The sequence below is a fragment of the Nonomuraea sp. IBHARD001 genome, assembly GCF_056106265.1.
Genome location: NZ_JBWBBW010000002.1, coordinates 5794802 through 5814589, shown reverse-complemented (window position 1 = coordinate 5814589; position 19788 = coordinate 5794802). Strand labels below are relative to the sequence as shown.

Sequence of the window (19788 nt, the reverse complement as noted above, 5' to 3'; positions counted from 1 at the left end):
CTCCTGCTTTCATGATTTTTCGGGATGTGCCTTGTTCGTACCTTCTCGGGAGGCCTTCTCGCAAGATCATGCTCAACGGTTGGACAGGGACGGAAGAATGGGGCGCGTGGAGCTTCATGATCTTTCTGCGGGCGGCGGCGTGCTCGACCGGGTCGCCGAGGTGGCCAGGCGTGCCCTCGACGCGTACGGCCTGCCCGAGGGCGCCGCCGTCACGCTCGTCAACGTCTCGGAGAACGCCACCTTCGAGGTGAACGACCCGGCCACGGGCGAGCGGTCCATCCTGCGCGTGCACCGGCTCGGCTACCACGCGCCGGCCGCGATCGAGTCCGAGCTCGACTGGCTGACCGCGCTCAGACGCGAGGCGGGCGTCAGGACCCCCAGGGTGCTGCCCGCGCTCGACGGCAGGCGCGTGGTCGTCGTGCGGCCGGAGGGCGGCGGCCGGGCACGGCACTGCGTGCGTTTCGAGTTCCTGCCGGGCGGCGAACCGGCGGACGACAGGCTGGAGCCCGAGTTCGAACGGCTCGGCGAGATCACCAGGCGCATGCACGAGCACGCCAGGCGCTGGCGCAGGCCCGAGGCGTTCACGCGCTTCCACTGGGACATGGACGCCGCCTTCACCGGCGAGGCCAGGTGGGGCCGATGGCGGGACGGCGTCGGCGTCGACGCGGAGGCCGTCGCGCTGCTCGGACGCCTGGAGAAGGAGCTCGGCGCGAGGCTGGCCGCGTTCGGCGCGGGGCCGGAGAGATACGGGCTGATCCATGCCGATCTGCGGCTGGCCAATCTGCTGGTCGAGGGCGAGCGCACCCAGGTCATCGACTTCGACGACTGCGGTTTCGGCTGGTACCTCTACGACCTGGCGGCGGCGCTCAGCTTCATCGAGGACGACCCCCGGGTGCCCGCTCTGGTGCAGGCGTGGCTGCGCGGGTACGGGTCGCGGGAGGACGAGGGGGAGATCTGGACGTTCATCCTCTTCCGCCGGTTGTTGCTGACGGCGTGGATCGGCTCGCACCAAGGGGTGGACGTGGCACGGGAGCTCGGGGCAGGCTACACGCGTGGCACGTGCGAGCTGGCCGAGCGCTACCTTTCGGGGGAGTGGGCGCGGGGGCCGGGAGTTATTCGGTTGTGACTTGACGTCGAACTGGCGTGCTTGTTTCATGATTCCATCACGGTAAACGTTTACAGAAAACGTTTACCGTTCTCGCGAAAGGGTGCTGCCTTGGCCGACGGACCCACGATCAACACGATCGCCGAACGTGCGGGTGTTTCGATCGCGTCGGTGTCACGGGTGCTCAACGGCCTGCCCACCCGGCAGGAGACCGTGCGCAAGGTGCTGACGGCCGCCGAGGAGCTCGGCTACGTGCGCAACGCCGTCGCCAGGTCGCTGAAGTCCCGCCGTACGTACCAGGTGGCGTTCGCCATGGCCGACATCGGCAACCCGGTCTACCTGGCCATGGTCAGGCAGATCCAGCCGGTGCTGAAGGCCGCCGGGTACCGGCTGCTGCTGCACTCCACCGATGCCATCGCGGCCGACGAGATCGACGTGCTGCACAGCCTGGGCGAGCGCTACGTCGACGGGTTGATCATGAGCCCGCTGCGCGTCACCGACGAGCACCTGAAGATGATCGCCACCGCGAGGGCCCCGGTCGTCATCATCGGCTCGGTGCCCGAAGGCACGCACGTCGACAATGTCAGGGCCGACTCCCGCACCGGCGTCAGGCTCGCCATCGACCACCTGCACGCGCTCGGCAGACGCAGGATCGGCCTGCTCAACGGCCCGACCGACACCGTGCCCGGCGCGACCCGGGGCGCGGCCTACGCCGACTCGCTGCGGGCGCTCGGCCTGCCCTACGACGAGGACCTGGTCGAGATCGGCGACTTCTACCGCGCCGAAGGCGCCGCGGCGGCGAGCGCGTTGCTGGGGCGCGCGCCCGACGTCGACGCGCTCATGTGCGCCAACGACCTCATCGCACTCGGCGCGCTCGACGTGCTGAGGGCGGCGGGGCGGCGGGTGCCCGACGACGTGGCCGTGGTCGGCATGGACGACACCGACCTGGCCACCGCCTCCTGGCCGACGCTCACCAGCGTCTCGCTCGGCTCGGCCGAACGCGGCAGGGCCGCCGCCGAACTCCTGCTCGACCGGCTGCTCAACGGCGACAGGGACCCGCGCGTGATCGCCGTGCCACCCAGGCTGGTCGTCAGGGGCTCAACGGGGGGCTCAACGGGGGGCGATGCCGGGTGACCAGCACGGTCACCCGGCCCAGGTCCGGGCGCACGACGCCGCCGCCCGGCCGGGGACGTGCGGCGCGGGGGCAGGGACGCGGCACCTTCCTGCTGCTGCTGCCCGCGCTGGTGCCCGTGGTGCTGTTCAGCGCTGGACCGCTCCTGTACGGGATCTCGCTGGCCTTCACCGACGCCGAGTCGGGGCGCAATGCGGTGACGTCGTTCACCGGCCTGGAGAACTTCGGCAGGCTGCTGGGCGACGCCGACTTCTGGAGCTCCTTCAGGATCGGCCTCGTCTGGGCGGTCTCGGTGACCGTGCTGCAGTTCGCCGCGGCGCTCGGCCTGGCCCTGCTGCTCAACGAGCGCTTACGCTTCCGGGGCCTGGCCAGGGTGCTGGCCGTGGTGCCGTGGGCGATGCCGCCGGTCGTGGTCGGCCTGATGTGGCGCCTGGTCTACCACCCGGACGCCGGGCTGCTCAACAGCCTGCTCGGCACCGACGTCAACTGGCTGGCCGACTTCTCCCTCGCCCTTCCCGCCATCGTCGTGGTCGGCGTCTGGTCGGGCATGCCGCAGACCACCGTCGTCCTGCTGGCCGGGCTGCAGAACGTGCCGAAGGAGCTCTACGAAGCCGTCGAGGTGGACGGCGCCGGACGCTGGCGGCGCTTCTGGAACATCACCCTGCCGCAGCTCAGACCGGTCATCGTGGCCATCACCTCGCTCGACTTCGTGTGGAACGTCAATCAGTTCGGCCTGGTCTGGGTGCTCACGGGCGGCGGGCCAGGCGGGCAGACCAGGCTGCCGATGCTGTTCGCCTACGAGGAGGCGTTCAAGTACGGCTTCTTCGGCTACGCGGCCACGCTGGGCGTCGCGATCGTCATCGTGGTGCTCGCCGTACTCGGGGTCTATCTGTGGCGGCAGATGCGGGAGGCGGTGTGAGCAGGGCCGGGCAGTACCTCGCGCTGGCCGGGTATGTGCTCTTCCTGGCTTTTCCGTTGTTGTGGCTGCTGTCGACGGCGTTCAAGACGCCCCAGGAGATGGCGCTGCTCGATCCGACGTGGATCCCGCGCGAGCCGACGCTGGACAACTTCGCCGCCGCCTTCGCCGAGCAGGACGTGCTCGGCGGGGCCACGCGCAGCCTGGTCGTGGCGGTGGCGAGCGCGGTGCTGACCGTGGTGCTCGCGCTTCCGGCCGCCTACGCGCTGGCCAGGCACAGGGGAGCGGTGGCCCGGGTGGCCAACGGGTGGGTGCTGGTCAGCCAGGTCTTCCCGTTCATCCTGATCATCATTCCGCTGTTCATGGTGCTCAAGAACCTCGACCTGGTCAGCACGCTGGCCGGGCTGACGGTCGTGCACGTGACGTTCACCCTGCCGTTCGCGCTGTGGATGTTGCAGGGCTACGTGCGGGCGGTGCCGAGGGAGCTGGAGGAGGCGGCGGCCGTCGACGGGGCCGGGCGCTGGCGTTCGATCGTGAGCGTGGTCGCGCCGCTGCTGGCGCCCGGTGTGGTCGCCACACTGCTGTTCGCGTTCATCTCCTCGTGGAACGAGTTCCTTTTCGCGCTCGTCGTGATGAAGTCCCCCGAGTCGCAGACGTTGCCGCTGACGCTGGTGAAGTTCACCGGCGCCGAGGGCGTCGTCAGGCTCGGCCCGCTCGCCGCGGCCTCGTTGCTGGCCACGATCCCGAGCCTGGTGTTCTTCGCCCTCATCCAGCGGCGGCTGAAGTCCGGCCTCATGGCCGGTGCCGTCAAGGGATGAACCACCCCCACCTTGTACCACCCTTGATAGGAGAAGTGTCATGAGACGCATCGTGGCCGCCGTAGCATTGCTCGCCCTGGCCACTGCCGGGTGCGGGGGCGGCGCCGCCGAGGAGGCGCCGAAGGACGAGCCCGTGACGATCACCTTCCAGAGCCTCGCCTGGCAGAAGGAGGCGATCGCCGCGAACAAGGAGATCGTGGCCGCCTGGAACAAGGCCAATCCCAAGATCCAGGTGAAGTACGTCCAGGGCAGCTGGGACAATGTGAACGACCAGCTGGTGACCGCGTTCGAGGCGGGCGACCCGCCGGACGTCATCCACGAGGACTCCCCGGCCCTCGCCGGTTTCGCCGCACGCGGCTTCCTGCTCGACCTGACCGGCCGACTCCCGCAGGAGCTGTCGAGCGACATCCCGAAGGCCGCCTGGGACACCGTGACCTTCAGCGACAAGAGCGGCAGACAGGGCGTGTACGGCGTGCCGTTCCTGCAGGAGTCGCAGGTGCTGTTCGCCAACAGGAAACTGCTCGACGAGGTCAAGGCGCGTACCCCCACGCCGGAGCAGCCGTGGACCTGGGACGAGTTCGCCGACGCGGCCAGGCGGCTGACGAAGAACGGCTCCTACGGCGTCGCCTGGCCGATGAAGTCGCCGGTCAACAAGATGCTCAACCTAGCCCTGAACTTCGGCGGCACGTTCTTCAGGACCGCGCCCGACGGCACCACCACCGTCCAGGTCGGCCCCGAGGAGCGCGAGGTGCTCAAGCGGGTGCACGACCAGCTGTACGTCGACAAGTCCGCTGACCCGGCCGCACTCGGCCTGGGAGCCGCCGAGCCGCTGCCGAGCTTCTTCGGCGGCAAGTACGCGATGGTCGCCGGAGGCGTCTACCTGCGTCAGCAGATCGCCGAGCAGGCGCCCGACGGGTTCGACTGGGTGACGCTGCCGCCGCTGAAGGGCACGACGGCCGAGCAGGGCGCGGTCTCGCAGACGCTCTCGGTGGCCGCCGACAGCAAGAGCCCCGAGCAGGCGGCGAAGTTCATCGCCTTCTTCCTCAACGGCGCCAACCAGGCCAAGCTCGCCAAGGGCGACTGGCTGCTGCCCACCTCGCTGGCCGCGGCGCAGGACCCCGCCATCACCACCAAGGACAACGGCTGGGACGTGGCGACCGCATCGGCCAAGAACCTCGTCGTCGCGCCGTACCTCAAGGTCAACGGGTTCGACGAGTGGAAGAGCAAGGTCGCGACCCCGGCGCTGCAGAAGTACTTCGCCGACGAGCTCACGCTGGACGAGGTGGCCGCGGTCCTGGTCGAGGACGGCAACGCCGTGCTGGGACGCTACAAGTGATCCAGCCGGGCCCGGCCGCCAGGATCGACAGGGCCAGAGGGTGCCTGCTCGGCCTGGCGGCGGGCGACGCGCTCGGGCGACCGGCGGAGAACATGACACCGGCGCAGATCGCCGATCGGTGGGGCCGGTTGACCGAGATCGAGGGCGGCGGCACCGACGACACCGAGTACGCCCTGTTCGCCGCCACCCTGCTGCTGCGCCACGGCAGGGCGCTCACCTCGGCCGACGTGGCCGCCGCCTACCGGGCCGAGATCGTGCCCGCGGCCGTGGGCCCGATGCGGGGCGCCGGGTTCTCCGAGCTGGGCGCCGTCCAGGCGTTGCGCAGGGGCCTGGAGCCGCCGCTGACCGGCCTGGCGCACTCGCACGGCTGGTCCGACGGGCTGGCCATGCGGGCGGCGCCGTACGGGGTGTTCTGCGCGGGGGAGCCGTGGGAGGCGGCGCGGCTGGCCGAGCAGGACGGCCGGGTGAGCAACAGCGGCGAGGGCGTGCTCGGCGGGCGTGCGGTGGCGGGGGCGGTGGCGATGGCCATGACGGGCGCGCCGCCCGAGGCGGTCGTCGCGGCCGGTGTGTCGGTCGTGCCCGTCGACTCGTGGACATACCGGTCGATCGAACGGGCACTGGCGGCGGGTGACGACCCCGAGGAACTGCACGCGGCCGTGGTGGCACGGCACTACCCGTGGACCGATCTGGCGCCCGAGGCGGTGGCGCTGGCGTTCGCCGCGTATCTGCGGGGCGAGGGAGACGTCGAGGAGAGCGTCGTGCGCGCGGTCGCCCTCGGGCGTGACGCCGACACGACCGCGGCCATCGCGGGGGCGCTGGCCGGGGCCGGGCAGGGCGAGAAGGGCGTGCCACGCAGGTGGGCGGCGCGCATCGGGCCGGTGTCGGGCGCCTGCCTGCCCGCGGTCAAGGGCATGCACGTGCTGGACGCGGCCACGGACCTAGCCAAGGGCGGCGGAGCTGTCGAAGCCGAGTACGACGGACCTGTCGAAGTTGAGGGCGGCGGACCCACCGAAGCCAAGGGCGACGGACCTGTCAAAACGGAGAGCGACGGACCTACCGAAGCCGAAGGCGACGGACCGACCGAACTCGGGAAAGGCGGATAGCGGCCCATGACCGGGCAGAAGATGGACGCCGGAGCCGGTGACCGGATCGACGGCGCGTTCCTGGGGCTCGCGGTCGGGGACGCCGCCGGATGGCCCGCGGCCAGGCATCGGGCGGCGTTGCACGCGCCGTGGAGCAGGCGGCTGCACAGGGAGCTCGACGCGTTCGCCGAGGAGCACGCGATCACCACGCTGCCGGTGCCCTTCGCACTCAACCAGCCGGTGGCCCCGCTGGCGACCGGCCCTTCGGACGACGCCGAATGGCTGGCCTGGACGCTGCGGACCATCGACGCCGACCGGGCGGAGGCGTTCGGCGCACTGGCCGTGCGCACCGACGTACGGGCGAGGATCTCGGTGGCGAGCGCGCTGGACAACCTGCGCAGGGGCGTCGGCCCTCCGGCCAGCGGGCACGACAACCCGCATCATTTCGACGACGCCGCGGCCGTCAGAGCCGTGGCGTTCGGCGCGTTCGGCCGCGACCCGCTGCCCGACGCCCGGGTCACCAACGCCGGTGACGGCGTCCTGGCCGCGCACGCGATGGCCGAGGCGATCGGCACGGCGGTACGCACGGGCGACGTCCGGGCGGCGGTGGCCGCGGCGCTGGAGGTGCTGCCGGCCGACACCGCGATCGGGCACAACGCGCGGGCGGCGCTGAAGGTCGCACGGCGGGCGGGCGAGCCGTTCGCCGCCGTGCCCGCGCTCGACGCCGAGCTGCTCGACCACGTCTACAGCTACGGCGTCACCGCGGCGCACACCGTGCCGGTCGCGCTCGCGCTGGCCGAGGCCGCCGGGGGTGCGCTGGTCTCGGCCGTGCCCGCCGCCGCGTGCCTGGCCTCGCTCGCCGACTCGGCCCCCGCGCTCACCGGCGCCCTGACCGGCGCGTGCGGCGGCCTCGCGGCCGTGCCCGTGCCCTGGCGTACGGCGGCGTCGAGGCTGGCCGGGTGCTGCCTGCCGGAGTTTCGTGGAGCAGATCTGCTGGACATCGTGCGGAAGGGAAGGGCATGACGCCGCTTGAGGACAGGGCCGTCGGCTGCGTGGTCGGGGCGGCGGTGGGCGACGCGCTCGGCGGCGCGACCGAAGGCTGGACGCCCGAACAGATCGTCGACAGGTACGGCGGGCAGGTCGCGGGCATCGTCCCGCCGTACTTCCCCGACTGGCGCACGGCCAGGCCCATCGCGCCGTACCACAAGGGCGACGGGCACGTCACCGACGACACCCTGATGACCCATGCGCTGATCAGGGTGTACGAGCGGGCGGGCGGCCATCTTGACGCCTATGCGGCGGCCGAGCTGCTGGTGCCCGAGATGATCGGCGAGCCGCGCTGGATCCCGGAGCTGGAGAGCGAGGCGCTGCCGCTGCAGCGGGTGTTCCTGGCCGAGAAGTGGCTGGTGCTGCGCCTGCACTACGGGCACGCCGATCCCCGCGAGGCGGGCGTGGGCAATATCGTCAACTGCGGCGCCGCCATGTACATGGCCCCCGTCGGCGTGGTCAACGCCGCCGACCCCGACGCCGCATACGCCGAGGCCGTGGACCTGGCGGGCGCGCACCAGTCGAGCTACGGGCGTGAGGCGGCGGGCGTGATGGCGGCGGCCGTGGCCGAGGCGATGCGGCCAGGGGCCAGCGCCGACTCGGTCGTGGCGGCGTGCCTGCGCCTGGCCAAGGACGGCACCAGGGCCGCGATCGACGCCGTGTGCTCACGCGCCCGCGACCTCGGCCACTGGGACGGCTCCTTCGAGGCGTTGCGCACGGCCGTACGCCCCTTCGACACCGTCGCCGACACCTACCGCGACCAGGGGCTCGGTGCGCGCCGGCCGTCGCGCGTGCACAGCATCGAGGAGCTGCCGCTCGCGCTGGCCTTCCTGCTGATCGCCAAGGGCGACTACCGCGAGACGGTGCTCGGCGGCGTCAACTACGGCCGCGACGCCGACTCCATCGCCTCCATGGGCGGCGCCATCGCAGGCGCGCTCGGCGGCCAGGCCTGTGTGCCGCCCGACTGGGCCGAGGACGTGGCCAGGGCCAGCAGGGTCGACCTGGTCGCCCCCGGCCGCGCCCTGGCCGCCGTCGCCGCCCGCGTCCACCACCGCGACGTCCAACGCCGAAGAGCACACGAACAGGCCTTCGCCGACCTGGTCGAGGACGGCGCATGACCGGGCTCACGCGGGCACGACCGCACGGCACAGGGCGCGCGACCGAGCCCACGCACGCACCCCCGAAGGACAGCGTGTGATCAGGCTCACCTGGGTGCAGCCCGAGGATCTCGTCGGGCACGAGTTGCGCCAGGCCGAGCAGGACGGCCGCGACGTGAGCCGGATCGCCGCCCGCTGGGCGCAGGCAGGTGGACACGCCGCGCCGCCGCGCGCGGGCGCCTCCCCGGAGGCCGTGCCGGAGCTGCGCCGTCTGGCCGAAGAGCTGCTCGACGAGCTCGGCGCGATGCCCTCACCCCTGCCCGAGCCCACCGACCTGGCCGCGATCAGAGCCTCCTGCCCGTCCTGGCCCACACAGGACCGGCCCACACAGGACCGGCCAACCCAGCACCGGCCAACCCAGGCCGCCAAGCCCCCGCCCGACCTGCACGCACGGCTGCTGGGCGCCTGGCAGGGCAGGGCGGCGGGATGCGTGCTCGGCAAGCCGGTGGAGAAGATCCCGCGCGAGGGCGTCAGGCGGCTCGCCGAGGCCACGGGCAACTGGCCGATCTCCGGCTGGTTCACCGCACGCGGGCTGCCCGCCGACCTGGCCGCCCGCTGGCCGTGGAACCGCAGGAGCGCGCCCACCTCGCTGGCCGAGACCATCGACGGCATCCCGGAGGACGACGACCTCAACTACGCCCTGCTCGCCCTGACCGTGCTGGAGCGGCACGGCAGGGGCTTCACGACCGACGACGTCGCGAGGGTGTGGCTGGAGGAGCTGCCCGCGGGCCGTACGTTCACCGCCGAGCGGGTCGCCTACCGCAACCTGCTGCTCGGCCTGGAGCCGCCGGGCACGGCCACGTACCGCAATCCGTTCAGGGAGTGGATCGGCGCGCTGATCAGGGCGGACGTGTACGGCTGGGTCAACCCGGGCGATCCGGGAGCCGCGGCCGAGCTCGCCTGGCGTGACGCCCGGCTCAGCCACACCGCCTCGGGCGTGCACGGCGCCATGTTCGCCGCCGCGATGTGCGCGACGTCGCTGGTGGCCTGCGGCCGGTCGGCGGCACGCGAGGTGGTCGAGGCGGGCCTGTCGGTGGTGCCGCCGCACTCCAGACTGGCCCTGGCCGTACGGCAGGCGGTGGCCGACGCGAGCGCCGAGCCGGACTTCGAGCGTGTGCTCGACCGGCTGCACGCACGGCACGCGGGGCTGCACTGGGTGCACACGGTCAACAACGCCGCCCTGATCGCGGCCGCCCTCGTGCATGCCGAAGGCGACTTCACCGCCTCGATCGCGGGCGCGGTGGCCGGAGGCTGGGACACCGACTCGGCGGGAGCCACGGCCGGGTCGATCGCGGGCGCGCTGAACGCGGGTGTGCCGGAGCGGTGGCGGCTGGGCGGGCGCCTGGCCAGCAGCCTGCCGGGCTTCGACGGCGTCACCCTGGAGGAGCTGGCCCGCAGGACACAGGCGATGATGGACACCGAGGAGGGCATGTGATCTCGGTATTCGGCAGTGCGAACATGGACCTGGTGGCCTACGCGCCCCGTTCGCCGAGGCTGGGCGAGACGGTCGCGGGCACGGCGTTCCGCACGGTGCCGGGCGGCAAGGGCGCCAACCAGGCCGTCGCGGCGGCCCGCGCGGGCGGTGCGGTCGCCTTCATCGGCGCGGTGGGCGACGACTCCTTCGGCGCGGACCTGCGTGCCGCGCTCACCGGCGCCGGGGTCGACGTCTCGGCCCTGCGCACGGCCGGGGTCGCCACCGGCACGGCCCATATCGTGGTCGAGGAGTCGGGCGGCAACTCCATCGTCGTCGTCCCGGGCGCCAACGGCTCGGTGCGCGGTCCCACGGATGCCGACCTGGCCCTCATCGCCCGCTCCAGCATGCTCCTGCTGCAGCTCGAACTCCCCATGGAGGCCGTGCTCGCCGCCGCGACCGCCTCGCCGGTCCCGGTCGTCCTCACCCCGGCGCCCGCCCGGCCGCTGCCCGACGCCCTGCTGGCGGCCGTGAGCCTGCTGCTGCCCAACGAGCACGAGGCCGAGGCCCTGACGGGTCACGCCGATCCCGCCGACGCCCTGACCGCCCTGCTCGACGCCGTCCCCGAGGTCGTCGTCACCCTCGGCTCCGCAGGCTGCCTGTACGGCTCGCGCACGGGCGGCCGCCTGCACGTGCCCGCCGTACCCGTGCGGGCGGTGGACACGACGGCGGCGGGCGACACGTTCGCGGGTGCGCTGGCGGTGGCTCGTGCGGAGGGCAGGGCGATGGAGGAGGCGTTGCGGTTCGCGGGGGTGGCGGCGGCGCTCTCGGTCACCCGGCAGGGGGCGAGCACGTCGATGCCCACACGGGCGGAGATCGACGGGCACCTGGCCTCATGAGAGGGCGAGCAGTCGCGATCTGATCTTGGCAGGGTCGTCGAGCACGTCGCCGGGCAGCAGCACGAGCGCGCCGGGCGGGCCCGAGGGCACGACCCCGCGTGCGCCCGACCCGAGCACCAGCAGCGGCATGCCGATCGCGGCGGCGGGCGGCACGTCGTGCCACCAGGCCACGGCCGCGGGCTCGCCCGTCTGCCTGATCGCCTCGACGGCCCCGGCCGTGCCCGCCGGGAGGAAGACGCCCGCGTCGTTGCCCCTGGCCAGGGTGAGCATGCCGTGCAGCGACTCGGCGTCCAGGCGCGCCGCGACGGTCACGGCGTCGGCGGCCAGCGGGCTGCCCTCGGTGAGGTAGGCGTCGGCGTAGGCGGCCATCACAGCGGCCTCGTCGCCGCGCCTGGCGTCGAGTATGGTCAGCGCCCCGGCCGCGCGCAGGTCGGCGAGCGCCCGTTCGAGCACGGCGATGCCCCTGCTGCCCCAGCGTTCGTACCAGGCGGGATGCGCGGTGACGGCGGTGGCGAGGTCGGCGACGGCCTCGACGACGATCGCGGTGAAGCGGTCGAGCCCGGCGGGCGAGTCGGGCAGGCCCCAGGCGTCGAGCAGGCGGGGGCTCGGTTCCAGCCCGACGCACAGCGGCCCGCGCGCGTCGAGTCGTTCGGCCAGGCGACGCGCGAACCCGCTCATGAACCAACCCCAAGCGTTCCCACAATGTGCGGCTATTGTGCCACTTCGGGAAAGCTGTCTGTCCCGATGTGCGGCAGACGCGCCGAAGCAATATCGGGCGCGCGCCCGGCCCGCATGCCCGTCTCGACGGCCGCGATGTGCGCGGCCATCACCGCCGCCGCGCGGGAGGGGTCGCGGGCCAGCAGGGCCTCGTACACCGCCTGGTGCTCCTCCACCGCCCTGGCGAACGACGCACGGCCGCGCCAGCCCCTGGCCCGCGAGGTCGGGCCGCTGAGCGCCTGGATGAGGGCGGCGAGCACGGGATTGCCCGCCGCGGTCGAGACGACCAGGTGGAAACGGGTGTCGGCGGCCACGACCTGGGCGCCGTCCCCCTCGGCCGCGGCCCGCATGGCACTCAGGCAGGCGGCCAGTTCGGCCAGTTCGCGCTCGGTGATGCGCACGGCGGCCAGTGCGGCGGCCTCGGCCTCCAGCACCCTGCGCACGCCGAGCAGATCGAGCGCGGTGGCGTCGCGCGACATCTCGATGAGCAGTCCGAACGAGTCGAGCAGCCGGGCCGGTGACAGGCTGGTCACGTACGTGCCGTCGCCCTGGCGCGATTCCAGCACCCCGCCGAGCGTCAGCGCCCTGATGGCCTCGCGCAGGGTGTTGCGCGAGACGCCGAGCCGGGCGGCCAGATCGCGCTCGGTCGGCAGCCGCTGGCCCGGCTCGAACTCGCCGCAGACGATGAGCTCCCTGACCCGGGCGATCGTCTGCTCGGTGACCGACACCTACGGCCGCCGGGTGCGCGGCGAGCCGCCGCGGGGTCCGGGATCGCGGTGCGGGGCGACGATGTGCATGGCGGGCACTCCTCGGTGTGGGCGGGGTGAACGCACGGTATCCCGGCGGCTCGCACGCCATCAACGACTCCCGGCCGGGCCCGGCGATGATCAGACGAGGTTTCGCTGGGTAGATCATCCTCATGTACGAGATCGCGCTCCGCACGCTGCACTTGCACACCGAGCCGCCGCGTGAGGTCACGGTCACGATCGGCCTGCCGTACGAGGAGACGTCGGGCGACTGGTCGTGCCCGTACCGCATCGACGGGCTCGACGGCTGGGAGCACGAGCGCAAGGTGACGGGGCCCGACTCGCTCGGCGCGCTGGAGCAGGCGCTCGCCATGGTCCGCAGTGCGCTCACCGGTTCGCACGAGGCCAGGGAGGGGCTGCTCGGCCGCATGGACGAGGAGGGCGTCACCCAGCAGACGGCCTACCTCAGCTGGGACGAGAGCGACAACGTCGCCTATGTCGCCCTGAAGCGCGAGATCGTGCCCGGCGAGGCCGTACGGCAGGCGAGTGCTGAGGGCGTCGTGCTCGACTTCGGCGCGAACGGCGAGCTGCTGGGGCTCGAACTGCTCGACGCCTGGAAGCTGCTGCCGTCGGAGATGCGGCTGTAGCTACTCCTCGTGACGTATGCGGTCGCGCACCCTGCGTGGGATGTCCGCGTGCTCCCCTCCCGCGATCCTGTGACGGTCCGGTCGAACGCGGTGCAGTGGAGGGGAGCCGAATGGCTGCCAAAGGGTATGAGACGGCCTTCGTCGCCGTCGTGACGGTGAACGCGGCGGCGGTGCTCGCGCAGGCGGTGACCGCCGGGCAGCTCATCGACGGAGGCGGCGCGGCGGCGCACGGGGCGGGCGCCGGTGCGGTGCATCTGGCGGGGCTCGCGCTGCTGGTCGCGGCGGTGCTGCGCTGGCGGCCCGGACGTGGCGCCGGATGGCCGGCGCTGGTCGCGCTGGGCGTGTTGCTGCTGGGCTTCCTCCAGTCGATGACCGGGGGGACGGGCGCGGTGCTGGTGCACGTGCCGCTCGGCATGACGATCTTCGGATTGAGCGTGTGGCTCCTGGTGTGGGCCTGGTGGCGACGAGGCGAAAGGTCTGTAATGTCATAGCTCATGAGGGATGTCGTGGTGCGTGTGCTCGCCGGGCCCGGCGTGGTCGCCGACAGGGCGTTGCTGGGCGAGGTCGCCGAGAGGGAGTTCGCCGCCCTGGGGGTGACCGGCAGCCTGCGCCACGCGCCCGACACCGCCGCACTCGCCGCCGAGCTCGACGGCTACGGCCCCGACGGCCCGCCGATCGCCCTGGTCGTCATCGCCGGCCCGGACGCGCCCAGCAGGGCCCTCATGACGGGCACGAGCGCCTCACGCGCCGTCTGGCTCGACCTCACCCGCACCACGCCCGCACCCGGCGTCGCCCACGTCCAGGGCCGCGGCGTCGGCGGCCTGACCTGGGCCATCAGGCACGCCGTCAACCGCCTGCGCCACCCCGCCACCCGCATCCCGTACGGCGAGCACCACGAGCAGTGGGCCGACCTGCACCTGCCCGAAGGCGAAGGGCCCTTCCCCGTGCTCGCCCTGGTGCACGGCGGCTACTGGCGCTCGATCTGGGCCGCCGATCTCATGGACGCGCTCTGCGCCGACCTGGTCGCCAGGGGATTCGCCGCCTGGAACGTCGAGTACCGCCGCCCGGACCTGCACGGCTGGCAGGCCACCACCGCCGACGTCCGGGCCGCGCTCGCCGCCCTGGCCACGCTCGACGCGCCGCTCGACCGACGGCGGATCGCGGTCGCAGGCCACTCGGCGGGCGGCCAGCTCGCCCTGCGCGCCGCCGCCGACCTGCGCGAGTCCGGCGAGGCGGGCGTGGCGCTGGCCGTCTCGCTCGCCGGTGTGCTCGACCTGGTCGAGGGCGAGCGCAGGCACATCAGCGCGGGTGCGGTGCCCGCCGCGCTCGGCGACGCCTCCGACGGCGAGCCGACCGGCCTCTACACCCGGTCGAGCCCGCTCGAACGCCTCCCGCTCGGCGTGCCCCAGCTCGTCGTCCAGGGCTCCGGCGACGACCTCGACCTGGTCGACTTCGGCCGCCGCTACGCCAGGGCCGCCCAGGAGGCGGGCGACGAGCTCACCTACCTGGAGATGTCGGGCGACCACTTCGCCGTCATCGACCCCGGCGCACCGATCTGGAAGACCACCGTGCTGGCCGTCGCCGGACATCTGGCCGCCGTGCGGTAGCTCAGGTCGAACAGTCGGGATAGCCGTGCGCGCTGCTCTTGCGCCGGAAGTCCTCGACCAGTTCGGCCCGGGTCACCTCGGGCACCCAGACCGCTTCGGAGAAGCTCCACAGCAGGTAGGGATGGCCGCCCATGCCGTACAGCGTGCCGTAGTCGCGGGCGGCGAACGCCTCGCGCTCCGGCCCGGTCAGCTCGGCGTAGTCCCAGGCGGCGACGTACCCGGCGGGGTCGGCGAGGTAGTCGGCGAACGCGGTCGGGTCCATGTTCACCTCGCGCATGAAGGCGTTGATCGCATAGACGCTCATGCGACGGGCCACTCGAAGAAGGGCGAGGTGGCGAAGCGGGAGACCGCGCCCTCGGCGGTGACGGCGGGCTTGCCGTCGGCCACCCCCATCGTGAGCATGAAGTTGAGGAACTGGTGGGTGACGTTCCCCGCGTCACGCAGCCGCTCGTAGGACAAAGCGCCGATCGCCCCCTCCACGTCGCCGTCGGCCATCCAGCCGACCGCCCTTTCGTCGAAACCGGGATCGGGCGACCCGGCGAAGTGCCTCGGCCCGCCCACCTCGGTCGCCAGATGCCCGCTGGAGACGACCGCCACGCGCCGCCGCAGCGGCGAGTCCTCGATCGAGCGCCGCAACGCCTGGCCGACCTCGAAGAACCTGCGCGCCGTCGGCAGCGGCGGCGCCATGCAGTTGGTGAACAGGCACACCACCGGGATGTCCAGCGACGGCGTCAGATGCAGCAGCGGCACCAGCACGCTGTGGTCGGCGCGGAAGTCGTCGGAGGCGGCGTAGTCGACCCCGTGGTCCATGCCCTGGGCGAGCAGGTCGCGGGCCAGGTCGCGGTCGCCGTGCAGGGTGCGCTGCGGCAGCCCGAACTCCCGCTCCTCGTTCCAGAACGTCGCCGGGATCGAGGCCGACTTGCCGATGAGGAAGGCGGGCATGTTCTCGTAGAACCACTGGGTCAGGTGATCGGTCGCGACCACCACGAGAACGTCCGGCCTGGCCTCCTCCAGACGCGCGCCGAGCCGGGCGAACCCGGCGTGCGTGTCGTCGAGGTCCTCTCCTCTGGCCCGCCACAGCAGCGGGTTGTGCGTGGTGCCGTAGACGCCGACGAGCTCAGCCAAGGCCGAACACCCTCTTCGCGTTCTCCAGGAGGATCTTGCTCCTCGACTCCTGCTTGAAGCCCAGTTCGTCGAACTCCTTCATCCACCGCTCGGGCGTCAGCACCGGCCAGTCGGTGCCGAACAGCACCCGGTCGGTGACGATGCTGTTGGCGTAGTGCACGACGTCCGGCGGCCAGTAGCGCGGCGCCCAGCCCGACAGGTCGATGTAGTAGTTGGACTTGTGCCAGCACGCCGCCAGGTTGTCCAGATGCCACGGCCACGACGGATGGGCGGCGATCACGGTCAGCTCGGGGAAGTCGGCGGCCACGTCGTCGAGGTAGGGGATGGGCCTGGCGTACTCCAGCTTGTAGCCCATGCCGCCCGGCGTGCCCGCCCCGGCGCCGAGGAAGCCGCCATGGAACATCACCGGCAGCCCCAGCTCGGCGCAGACCTCCCAGATGGGGTAGAACTGCCGGTCGTTGGGATGGAAGCGCTGCCGGCCCGGGTTCAGCTCGCCCACGCCCTTGATGCCGTACTCGCCGTGGCAGCGCCTGATCTCCTCGATCGCGGCCCGGCCCTTCCACGGGTCGATCCCGGCGAAGGCGATGAACACGTCCGGGTGCTCGGCCTGGGCCCGGCCCAGCAGGTCGTTGGGGGCGCCGCGCACGCCCGACTGGGTCTCGTCGTCGGAGTTGACGATGACCGCCATCATGTCGCGGTCGCGGTACATGTCGGCCTGTTCGGCGAAGGAGACGGGTTTGCGCTCCTTGCCGAAGTGGGTCCCCATCTGCCCGCGCCGCCGGCCCATCGCAGCGAGGAACTCCTCCGTCTGCGGGTGCGTGTGCACGTCCACGGCCTTCACAAAAGCTCCTCGTTGTGCGCGCCCAGCTCGGGGGCGGGTCCTGGGGTACGGCGAGGCACCCGTCGTTCGTGTGTGGAGAACCTCGTGCCCGGCCTGGTGCCGATGTCGTCGACCAGCCCCAGATGCAGCACCTGGCGGTCCTGGACGAGGTCGGCCACCGTGTTGAGCGGCCCGTGCGGGATGTCGGCGGCGGTCAGCCTCTCGAACCACTCCTCGCGGGTGCGTTTGGCCGTCTCGGTCCGTAGCACCTCCTCCAACGCCGCGTAGTGGCGAAAGCGTAGCTCGCGATCGGCGAAACGCGGGTCGGTGGCCAGGTCGGGCCGCTCCAGCACGCCCAGCAGGCCGAGCCAGAACTTCTCGGGCACCGACATGTGGATCACGAAGGGCAGCCCGTCGGAGCCGACGCAGCCGTAGGCCTGGGCGCGGGCGGCCCTGGTGCCCGGCTGGACGACCGAGCCGGTCTCCAGATAGGTGGAGATCGCCTCGGTGAGGAAGTCGGCGACCGCGCCGAGCATCGACACCTCGACCCGCTGCCCCTGGCCGCTCACCCCACGCGCGTGCAGCGCCGCCAGCACGCCCTGGGTGGCCGACATGCCCGACAGCAGGTCGGAGAAGGCCGGGCCGGTCGGCCTGGGGTCGTCGAGCGGCACCAGATGGGCGTACATGCCGCCGATGGCGGAGATGACGGTGTCGTAGGCCGGTCGTCTCGCATACGGCCCGCCGGGCCCGAACCCGGTGATCGAGCAGTACACGAGCCGGGGGCAGCGTGTCTTGAGCCGTTCCCAGCCGAAGCCGAGCCGCTCGGCCACGCCCGGCCTGAAGTTCTCGATCAGCACGTCGGCCGAGTCGGCCAGGCCCAGCAGGTGCTCCAGGCCCTCCTCGGTCTTCAGGTCGAGCACCACCGAGCGCTTGCCCCGGTTGTAGGCGCCGAACTGCGGGCTGAACGTTCCGCCGCCCTGCCAGCGGCGCATCGGATCGCCGTCCGGCGACTCCACCTTGATCACATCGGCGCCGAGGTCGGCCAGCAGCTTCCCGGCATAGGGCCCGGAGATGTACTGCCCGAGCTCCACCACCCTGACCCCGTCCAGTGGCGTCATCGCTCCTCCGCTCTCACCGTCAGTACGACCTTGCCCAGATGGTCGCGTCGCCTGGTCATCTCGAACGCGGCCTCGATCTCCTCCAGCGGCAGCCTGCCCGACACCGGCGGACGCACCCGGCCCGACGCCACCAGCGCCAAGCCGTCGCGCACGTCCTCGTAGTCGGCCGCCGCACAGCCGTGCAGCGTGACGCGCCGGGTGTAGAACGCACGGGTGTCGACCGTGAAGGCCGATTCGGGCAGATGCGCGGCCACCACCACGTGCCCGGCCCACGCCGCGCACCGTACGGCCGCGCCGATCAGTGTGCCGCTCCCGGTGCAGTCGAGGGCGAGCGGCACGCCGGAGGGGGCGAGCGCCCGCACCGCGCTCTCCAGCTCGTCGGCCCCGTCGATCGGGTACTCCACGATCTCGGCCGCGCCGAGCTCGGGCAGCCTGTCGACCGGCTCGCCCTTGAGCACTCCGGCGATCACCCGCCCGCCCAGCGCCGCCGCCACCTGTACGGCGGCGCACCCGAGCGCACCGGTGGCCCCCGTGACCAGCACCGAGGCGCCAGGCGCGAACCCCCACGGCGCACGGTAGGCCCGCCTGATCATGTGCAGGGCGATCGGCACACTGTGCACGGCGGCGGCGGCGACGTCGAACGACACCTCGTCGTCGATGCGGAAGGCCACGTGCGAGGGCACGACGGTGTAGTCGGCGGCCCCGCCGTCGGTGTGCACGCCCAGCACGTACTGCGCGGCGCAGTCGGCCTCGTGCTCGGCCGTGCAGTACGCGCAGGTCAGGCACGGCACGTTCGGCTTGACCGCGACGCGCTCGCCGATCCTGGAGTCCGGCACGCCGGGCCCGACCGCGACGATCACGCCCGCCGGGTCGAGGCCGACCGTGCGCGGCAGCAGCGGGGGCCGCCCGCCGAGCGGCGCCCCGGCCATGATCTGCCGTTCGAGCTGGTTCACCCCTACAGCGTGCACCTGGAGCAGGACCTCGCCCTCCCCGGGCACGGGAGGCGCGATCCGCTCAAGGTGGAGCGCGCCGTCCCGCAACCGTGCCGCGCGCATCGCGCTCATGGGCGCTTCCCGATGCCGAGCTCGGCCTGCGCCCTGTGCAGCTGGGCGAGGCTGGTGAAGGAGGCGAAGTCGGCGGGCGGCAGCTTCAGCACGGCCAGCAGGTCGGTGAAGGTGTCGGCCACCAGGCCCATGTCCTCGTCGTAGAGCAGCGGCCCGTTGGCGTAGACCGCAGGGTCGGCCTCGACGGGCGAGACGGTGAAGCCCTTGGCGGTCATCATGTCCTGGACGTACTTCTGCTGGGCGGGGTCCTTGAAGACCTTGATGCCCTTGATCGTGGCGCGGATGAACCTGGCGGTGGTGTTGGGGTTCTTGGCCACGAAATCCTCGGTCGCGGTCATGCTGTCGTTGGGCCATTCCTTCATCACGTCCAGCACGAACCGCCCGCCCGCCTGCTCCACCAGCGTCTTGTGCCGGGGGAAGAGCACGGTCATGGCCAGCTTCTTCTGCTTGAACTGCTCCACCCAGGCGTTGGAGCCGCCGGGCAGGTTGACCGGTTTCACGGCGACGCCGGTGATGTCGAAACCGGCCTCCTTCAACAGGCCGGCCCGCACGTCGTACTCGATCGTGCCGGGGTTGGCGCCCAGCAGGATCGGCTTGCCCGCCAGGTCCTGGGGCGTCTTGACGTCGGGCTGCACGGCCACCACGAACGGCTCGCGGTTGCGGTACCCGGCCACGATCCGCAGGCCTGTCCCCGCGGCCGCCGCCGCGACCACGTCGGGCGAGGCCTCGGCGCCGAAGTCGAGGCTGCCGCCGACCAGGCCCTCGCGGATGGACTGCACCTCGACGCGTTCGACGGTCAGGCCCTCCTCCTTGTAGAAACCCTTGTCGATGGCGATCTCGATGGGGGCGTTGGTGTCGAGGTTGGGCAGACGCATCCCGACCTTGATCGTGGTCTTCTCGGGGGCGCCGACCGGCCCTGTGGCCTGGGCGGCAGGGGACGGGGTCGCGGCCTCCTGTGCTCCGCCGCACGCGGCCAGTGTGGTGAGCAGTGTCAGTGTCGCGAGGAGGGCTGCTGTTCGCCGCATGGACACTCCTTGGGGT

At 72.4% G+C, this 19788-nt stretch carries 21 protein-coding genes; 13 read left to right on the top strand and 8 right to left on the bottom strand.

Annotated elements, in window-relative coordinates; all coding sequences use genetic code 11:
* The first annotated feature begins 106 nt into the window (after positions 1 to 106).
* The 10 genes from ACTWNK_RS28625 to ACTWNK_RS28580 all read left to right on the top strand — a co-directional run bounded on the left by ACTWNK_RS28625 (position 107) and on the right by ACTWNK_RS28580 (position 10903).
* Positions 107 to 1126 (top strand): phosphotransferase enzyme family protein, encoded by a 1020-nt coding sequence (locus ACTWNK_RS28625; RefSeq protein ID WP_474307645.1) that lies wholly within the window; start codon positions 107 to 109, stop codon positions 1124 to 1126.
* 90 nt (positions 1127 to 1216) lie between these two features.
* Complete coding sequence (locus ACTWNK_RS28620) at positions 1217 to 2239, top strand: LacI family DNA-binding transcriptional regulator (RefSeq protein ID WP_474307644.1); 1023 nt, start codon at positions 1217 to 1219, stop codon at positions 2237 to 2239.
* Positions 2236 to 3156: a carbohydrate ABC transporter permease gene (locus ACTWNK_RS28615; RefSeq protein WP_474307643.1), complete on the top strand. Its 921-nt coding sequence runs from the start codon at positions 2236 to 2238 to the stop codon at positions 3154 to 3156. The genes ACTWNK_RS28620 and ACTWNK_RS28615 overlap by 4 nt, the downstream gene beginning before the upstream one ends.
* Positions 3153 to 3971, top strand: a complete 819-nt coding sequence (locus ACTWNK_RS28610) for a carbohydrate ABC transporter permease (RefSeq protein ID WP_474307642.1) — start codon at positions 3153 to 3155, stop codon at positions 3969 to 3971. Before ACTWNK_RS28615 ends, ACTWNK_RS28610 begins: the two co-directional genes overlap by 4 nt.
* Positions 3972 to 4011: 40 nt before the next feature.
* Positions 4012 to 5307 carry an ABC transporter substrate-binding protein gene (locus ACTWNK_RS28605; RefSeq protein WP_474307641.1) on the top strand — a complete coding sequence of 432 codons (1296 nt, stop codon included), beginning with the start codon at positions 4012 to 4014 and terminating at the stop codon, positions 5305 to 5307.
* Complete coding sequence (locus ACTWNK_RS28600; RefSeq protein WP_474307640.1) at positions 5304 to 6410, top strand: ADP-ribosylglycohydrolase family protein; 1107 nt, start codon at positions 5304 to 5306, stop codon at positions 6408 to 6410. The genes ACTWNK_RS28605 and ACTWNK_RS28600 overlap by 4 nt, the downstream gene beginning before the upstream one ends.
* 6 nt (positions 6411 to 6416) lie before the next feature.
* A complete protein-coding gene (locus ACTWNK_RS28595) occupies positions 6417 to 7412 on the top strand; it encodes an ADP-ribosylglycohydrolase family protein (RefSeq protein ID WP_474307639.1) in 996 nt (331 codons plus the stop codon).
* Positions 7409 to 8554, top strand: coding sequence for an ADP-ribosylglycohydrolase family protein (locus ACTWNK_RS28590; protein ID WP_474307638.1), 1146 nt, complete (start codon positions 7409 to 7411; stop codon positions 8552 to 8554). Before ACTWNK_RS28595 ends, ACTWNK_RS28590 begins: the two co-directional genes overlap by 4 nt.
* A 76-nt stretch (positions 8555 to 8630) precedes the next feature.
* Complete coding sequence (locus ACTWNK_RS28585; protein WP_474307637.1) at positions 8631 to 10028, top strand: ADP-ribosylglycohydrolase family protein; 1398 nt, start codon at positions 8631 to 8633, stop codon at positions 10026 to 10028.
* Positions 10025 to 10903 (top strand): ribokinase, encoded by an 879-nt coding sequence (locus tag ACTWNK_RS28580; RefSeq protein WP_474307636.1) that lies wholly within the window; start codon positions 10025 to 10027, stop codon positions 10901 to 10903. The genes ACTWNK_RS28585 and ACTWNK_RS28580 overlap by 4 nt, the downstream gene beginning before the upstream one ends.
* Here ACTWNK_RS28580 and pyrF read toward each other — a convergent pair.
* Both pyrF and ACTWNK_RS28570 read right to left on the bottom strand, forming a co-directional pair.
* On the bottom strand, positions 10898 to 11581 hold the full coding sequence (gene pyrF / locus ACTWNK_RS28575; protein WP_474307635.1) for an orotidine-5'-phosphate decarboxylase: 684 nt from the start codon (positions 11579 to 11581) through the stop codon (positions 10898 to 10900). The genes ACTWNK_RS28580 and pyrF overlap by 6 nt on opposite strands.
* Before the next feature lie 32 nt (positions 11582 to 11613).
* Positions 11614 to 12348, bottom strand: coding sequence for a FadR/GntR family transcriptional regulator (locus tag ACTWNK_RS28570; protein WP_474307634.1), 735 nt, complete (start codon positions 12346 to 12348; stop codon positions 11614 to 11616).
* Between the two features lie 191 nt (positions 12349 to 12539).
* Between ACTWNK_RS28570 and ACTWNK_RS28565 the strand changes: the two genes are divergently transcribed.
* From ACTWNK_RS28565 to ACTWNK_RS28555, 3 genes are all read left to right on the top strand, one after another.
* Positions 12540 to 13013 (top strand): DUF6968 family protein, encoded by a 474-nt coding sequence (locus ACTWNK_RS28565; protein ID WP_474307633.1) that lies wholly within the window; start codon positions 12540 to 12542, stop codon positions 13011 to 13013.
* 110 nt (positions 13014 to 13123) lie between these two features.
* Complete coding sequence (locus ACTWNK_RS28560; protein WP_474307632.1) at positions 13124 to 13504, top strand: hypothetical protein; 381 nt, start codon at positions 13124 to 13126, stop codon at positions 13502 to 13504.
* Between the two features lie 3 nt (positions 13505 to 13507).
* The gene (locus tag ACTWNK_RS28555; RefSeq protein WP_474307631.1) at positions 13508 to 14620 is read left to right on the top strand and encodes an alpha/beta hydrolase; all 1113 of its coding nucleotides are present in this window, start codon (positions 13508 to 13510) and stop codon (positions 14618 to 14620) included.
* Position 14621: 1 nt separating this feature from the next.
* Here ACTWNK_RS28555 and ACTWNK_RS28550 read toward each other — a convergent pair whose 3' ends face one another.
* From ACTWNK_RS28550 to ACTWNK_RS28525, 6 genes are read right to left on the bottom strand one after another with little or no spacing between them, the layout of a single operon-like run.
* Positions 14622 to 14924 (bottom strand): hypothetical protein, encoded by a 303-nt coding sequence (locus ACTWNK_RS28550; protein ID WP_474307630.1) that lies wholly within the window; start codon positions 14922 to 14924, stop codon positions 14622 to 14624.
* Positions 14921 to 15745 carry a DODA-type extradiol aromatic ring-opening family dioxygenase gene (locus ACTWNK_RS28545; protein ID WP_474307629.1) on the bottom strand — a complete coding sequence of 275 codons (825 nt, stop codon included), beginning with the start codon at positions 15743 to 15745 and terminating at the stop codon, positions 14921 to 14923. Before ACTWNK_RS28545 ends, ACTWNK_RS28550 begins: the two co-directional genes overlap by 4 nt.
* Positions 15738 to 16586 carry an amidohydrolase family protein gene (locus tag ACTWNK_RS28540; RefSeq protein WP_474307628.1) on the bottom strand — a complete coding sequence of 283 codons (849 nt, stop codon included), beginning with the start codon at positions 16584 to 16586 and terminating at the stop codon, positions 15738 to 15740. Before ACTWNK_RS28540 ends, ACTWNK_RS28545 begins: the two co-directional genes overlap by 8 nt.
* Positions 16583 to 17683, bottom strand: a complete 1101-nt coding sequence (locus ACTWNK_RS28535) for a CaiB/BaiF CoA transferase family protein (RefSeq protein WP_474307627.1) — start codon at positions 17681 to 17683, stop codon at positions 16583 to 16585. The genes ACTWNK_RS28540 and ACTWNK_RS28535 overlap by 4 nt, the downstream gene beginning before the upstream one ends.
* Complete coding sequence (locus tag ACTWNK_RS28530) at positions 17680 to 18747, bottom strand: alcohol dehydrogenase catalytic domain-containing protein (RefSeq protein WP_474307626.1); 1068 nt, start codon at positions 18745 to 18747, stop codon at positions 17680 to 17682. The genes ACTWNK_RS28535 and ACTWNK_RS28530 overlap by 4 nt, the downstream gene beginning before the upstream one ends.
* Positions 18744 to 19772 (bottom strand): ABC transporter substrate-binding protein, encoded by a 1029-nt coding sequence (locus ACTWNK_RS28525; protein WP_474307625.1) that lies wholly within the window; start codon positions 19770 to 19772, stop codon positions 18744 to 18746. Before ACTWNK_RS28525 ends, ACTWNK_RS28530 begins: the two co-directional genes overlap by 4 nt.
* Between the last annotated feature and the right edge of the window lie 16 nt (positions 19773 to 19788).

What these genes read in the sequence shown, in the direction of transcription:
- ACTWNK_RS28605 (WP_474307641.1), top strand. Translation starts at nt 4,012, where the DNA reads ATGAGACGCATCGTGGCCGCCGTAGCATTGCTCGCCCTGGCCACTGCC.
- ACTWNK_RS28525 (WP_474307625.1), bottom strand. Translation starts at nt 19,772, where the DNA reads ATGCGGCGAACAGCAGCCCTCCTCGCGACACTGACACTGCTCACCACA.
- ACTWNK_RS28560 (WP_474307632.1), top strand. Translation starts at nt 13,124, where the DNA reads ATGGCTGCCAAAGGGTATGAGACGGCCTTCGTCGCCGTCGTGACGGTG.
- ACTWNK_RS28555 (WP_474307631.1), top strand. Translation starts at nt 13,508, where the DNA reads ATGAGGGATGTCGTGGTGCGTGTGCTCGCCGGGCCCGGCGTGGTCGCC.
- ACTWNK_RS28550 (WP_474307630.1), bottom strand. Translation starts at nt 14,924, where the DNA reads ATGAGCGTCTATGCGATCAACGCCTTCATGCGCGAGGTGAACATGGAC.
- ACTWNK_RS28530 (WP_474307626.1), bottom strand. Translation starts at nt 18,747, where the DNA reads ATGAGCGCGATGCGCGCGGCACGGTTGCGGGACGGCGCGCTCCACCTT.
- ACTWNK_RS28590 (WP_474307638.1), top strand. Translation starts at nt 7,409, where the DNA reads ATGACGCCGCTTGAGGACAGGGCCGTCGGCTGCGTGGTCGGGGCGGCG.
- pyrF (WP_474307635.1), bottom strand. Translation starts at nt 11,581, where the DNA reads ATGAGCGGGTTCGCGCGTCGCCTGGCCGAACGACTCGACGCGCGCGGG.
- ACTWNK_RS28595 (WP_474307639.1), top strand. Translation starts at nt 6,417, where the DNA reads ATGACCGGGCAGAAGATGGACGCCGGAGCCGGTGACCGGATCGACGGC.
- ACTWNK_RS28535 (WP_474307627.1), bottom strand. Translation starts at nt 17,683, where the DNA reads ATGACGCCACTGGACGGGGTCAGGGTGGTGGAGCTCGGGCAGTACATC.
- ACTWNK_RS28565 (WP_474307633.1), top strand. Translation starts at nt 12,540, where the DNA reads ATGTACGAGATCGCGCTCCGCACGCTGCACTTGCACACCGAGCCGCCG.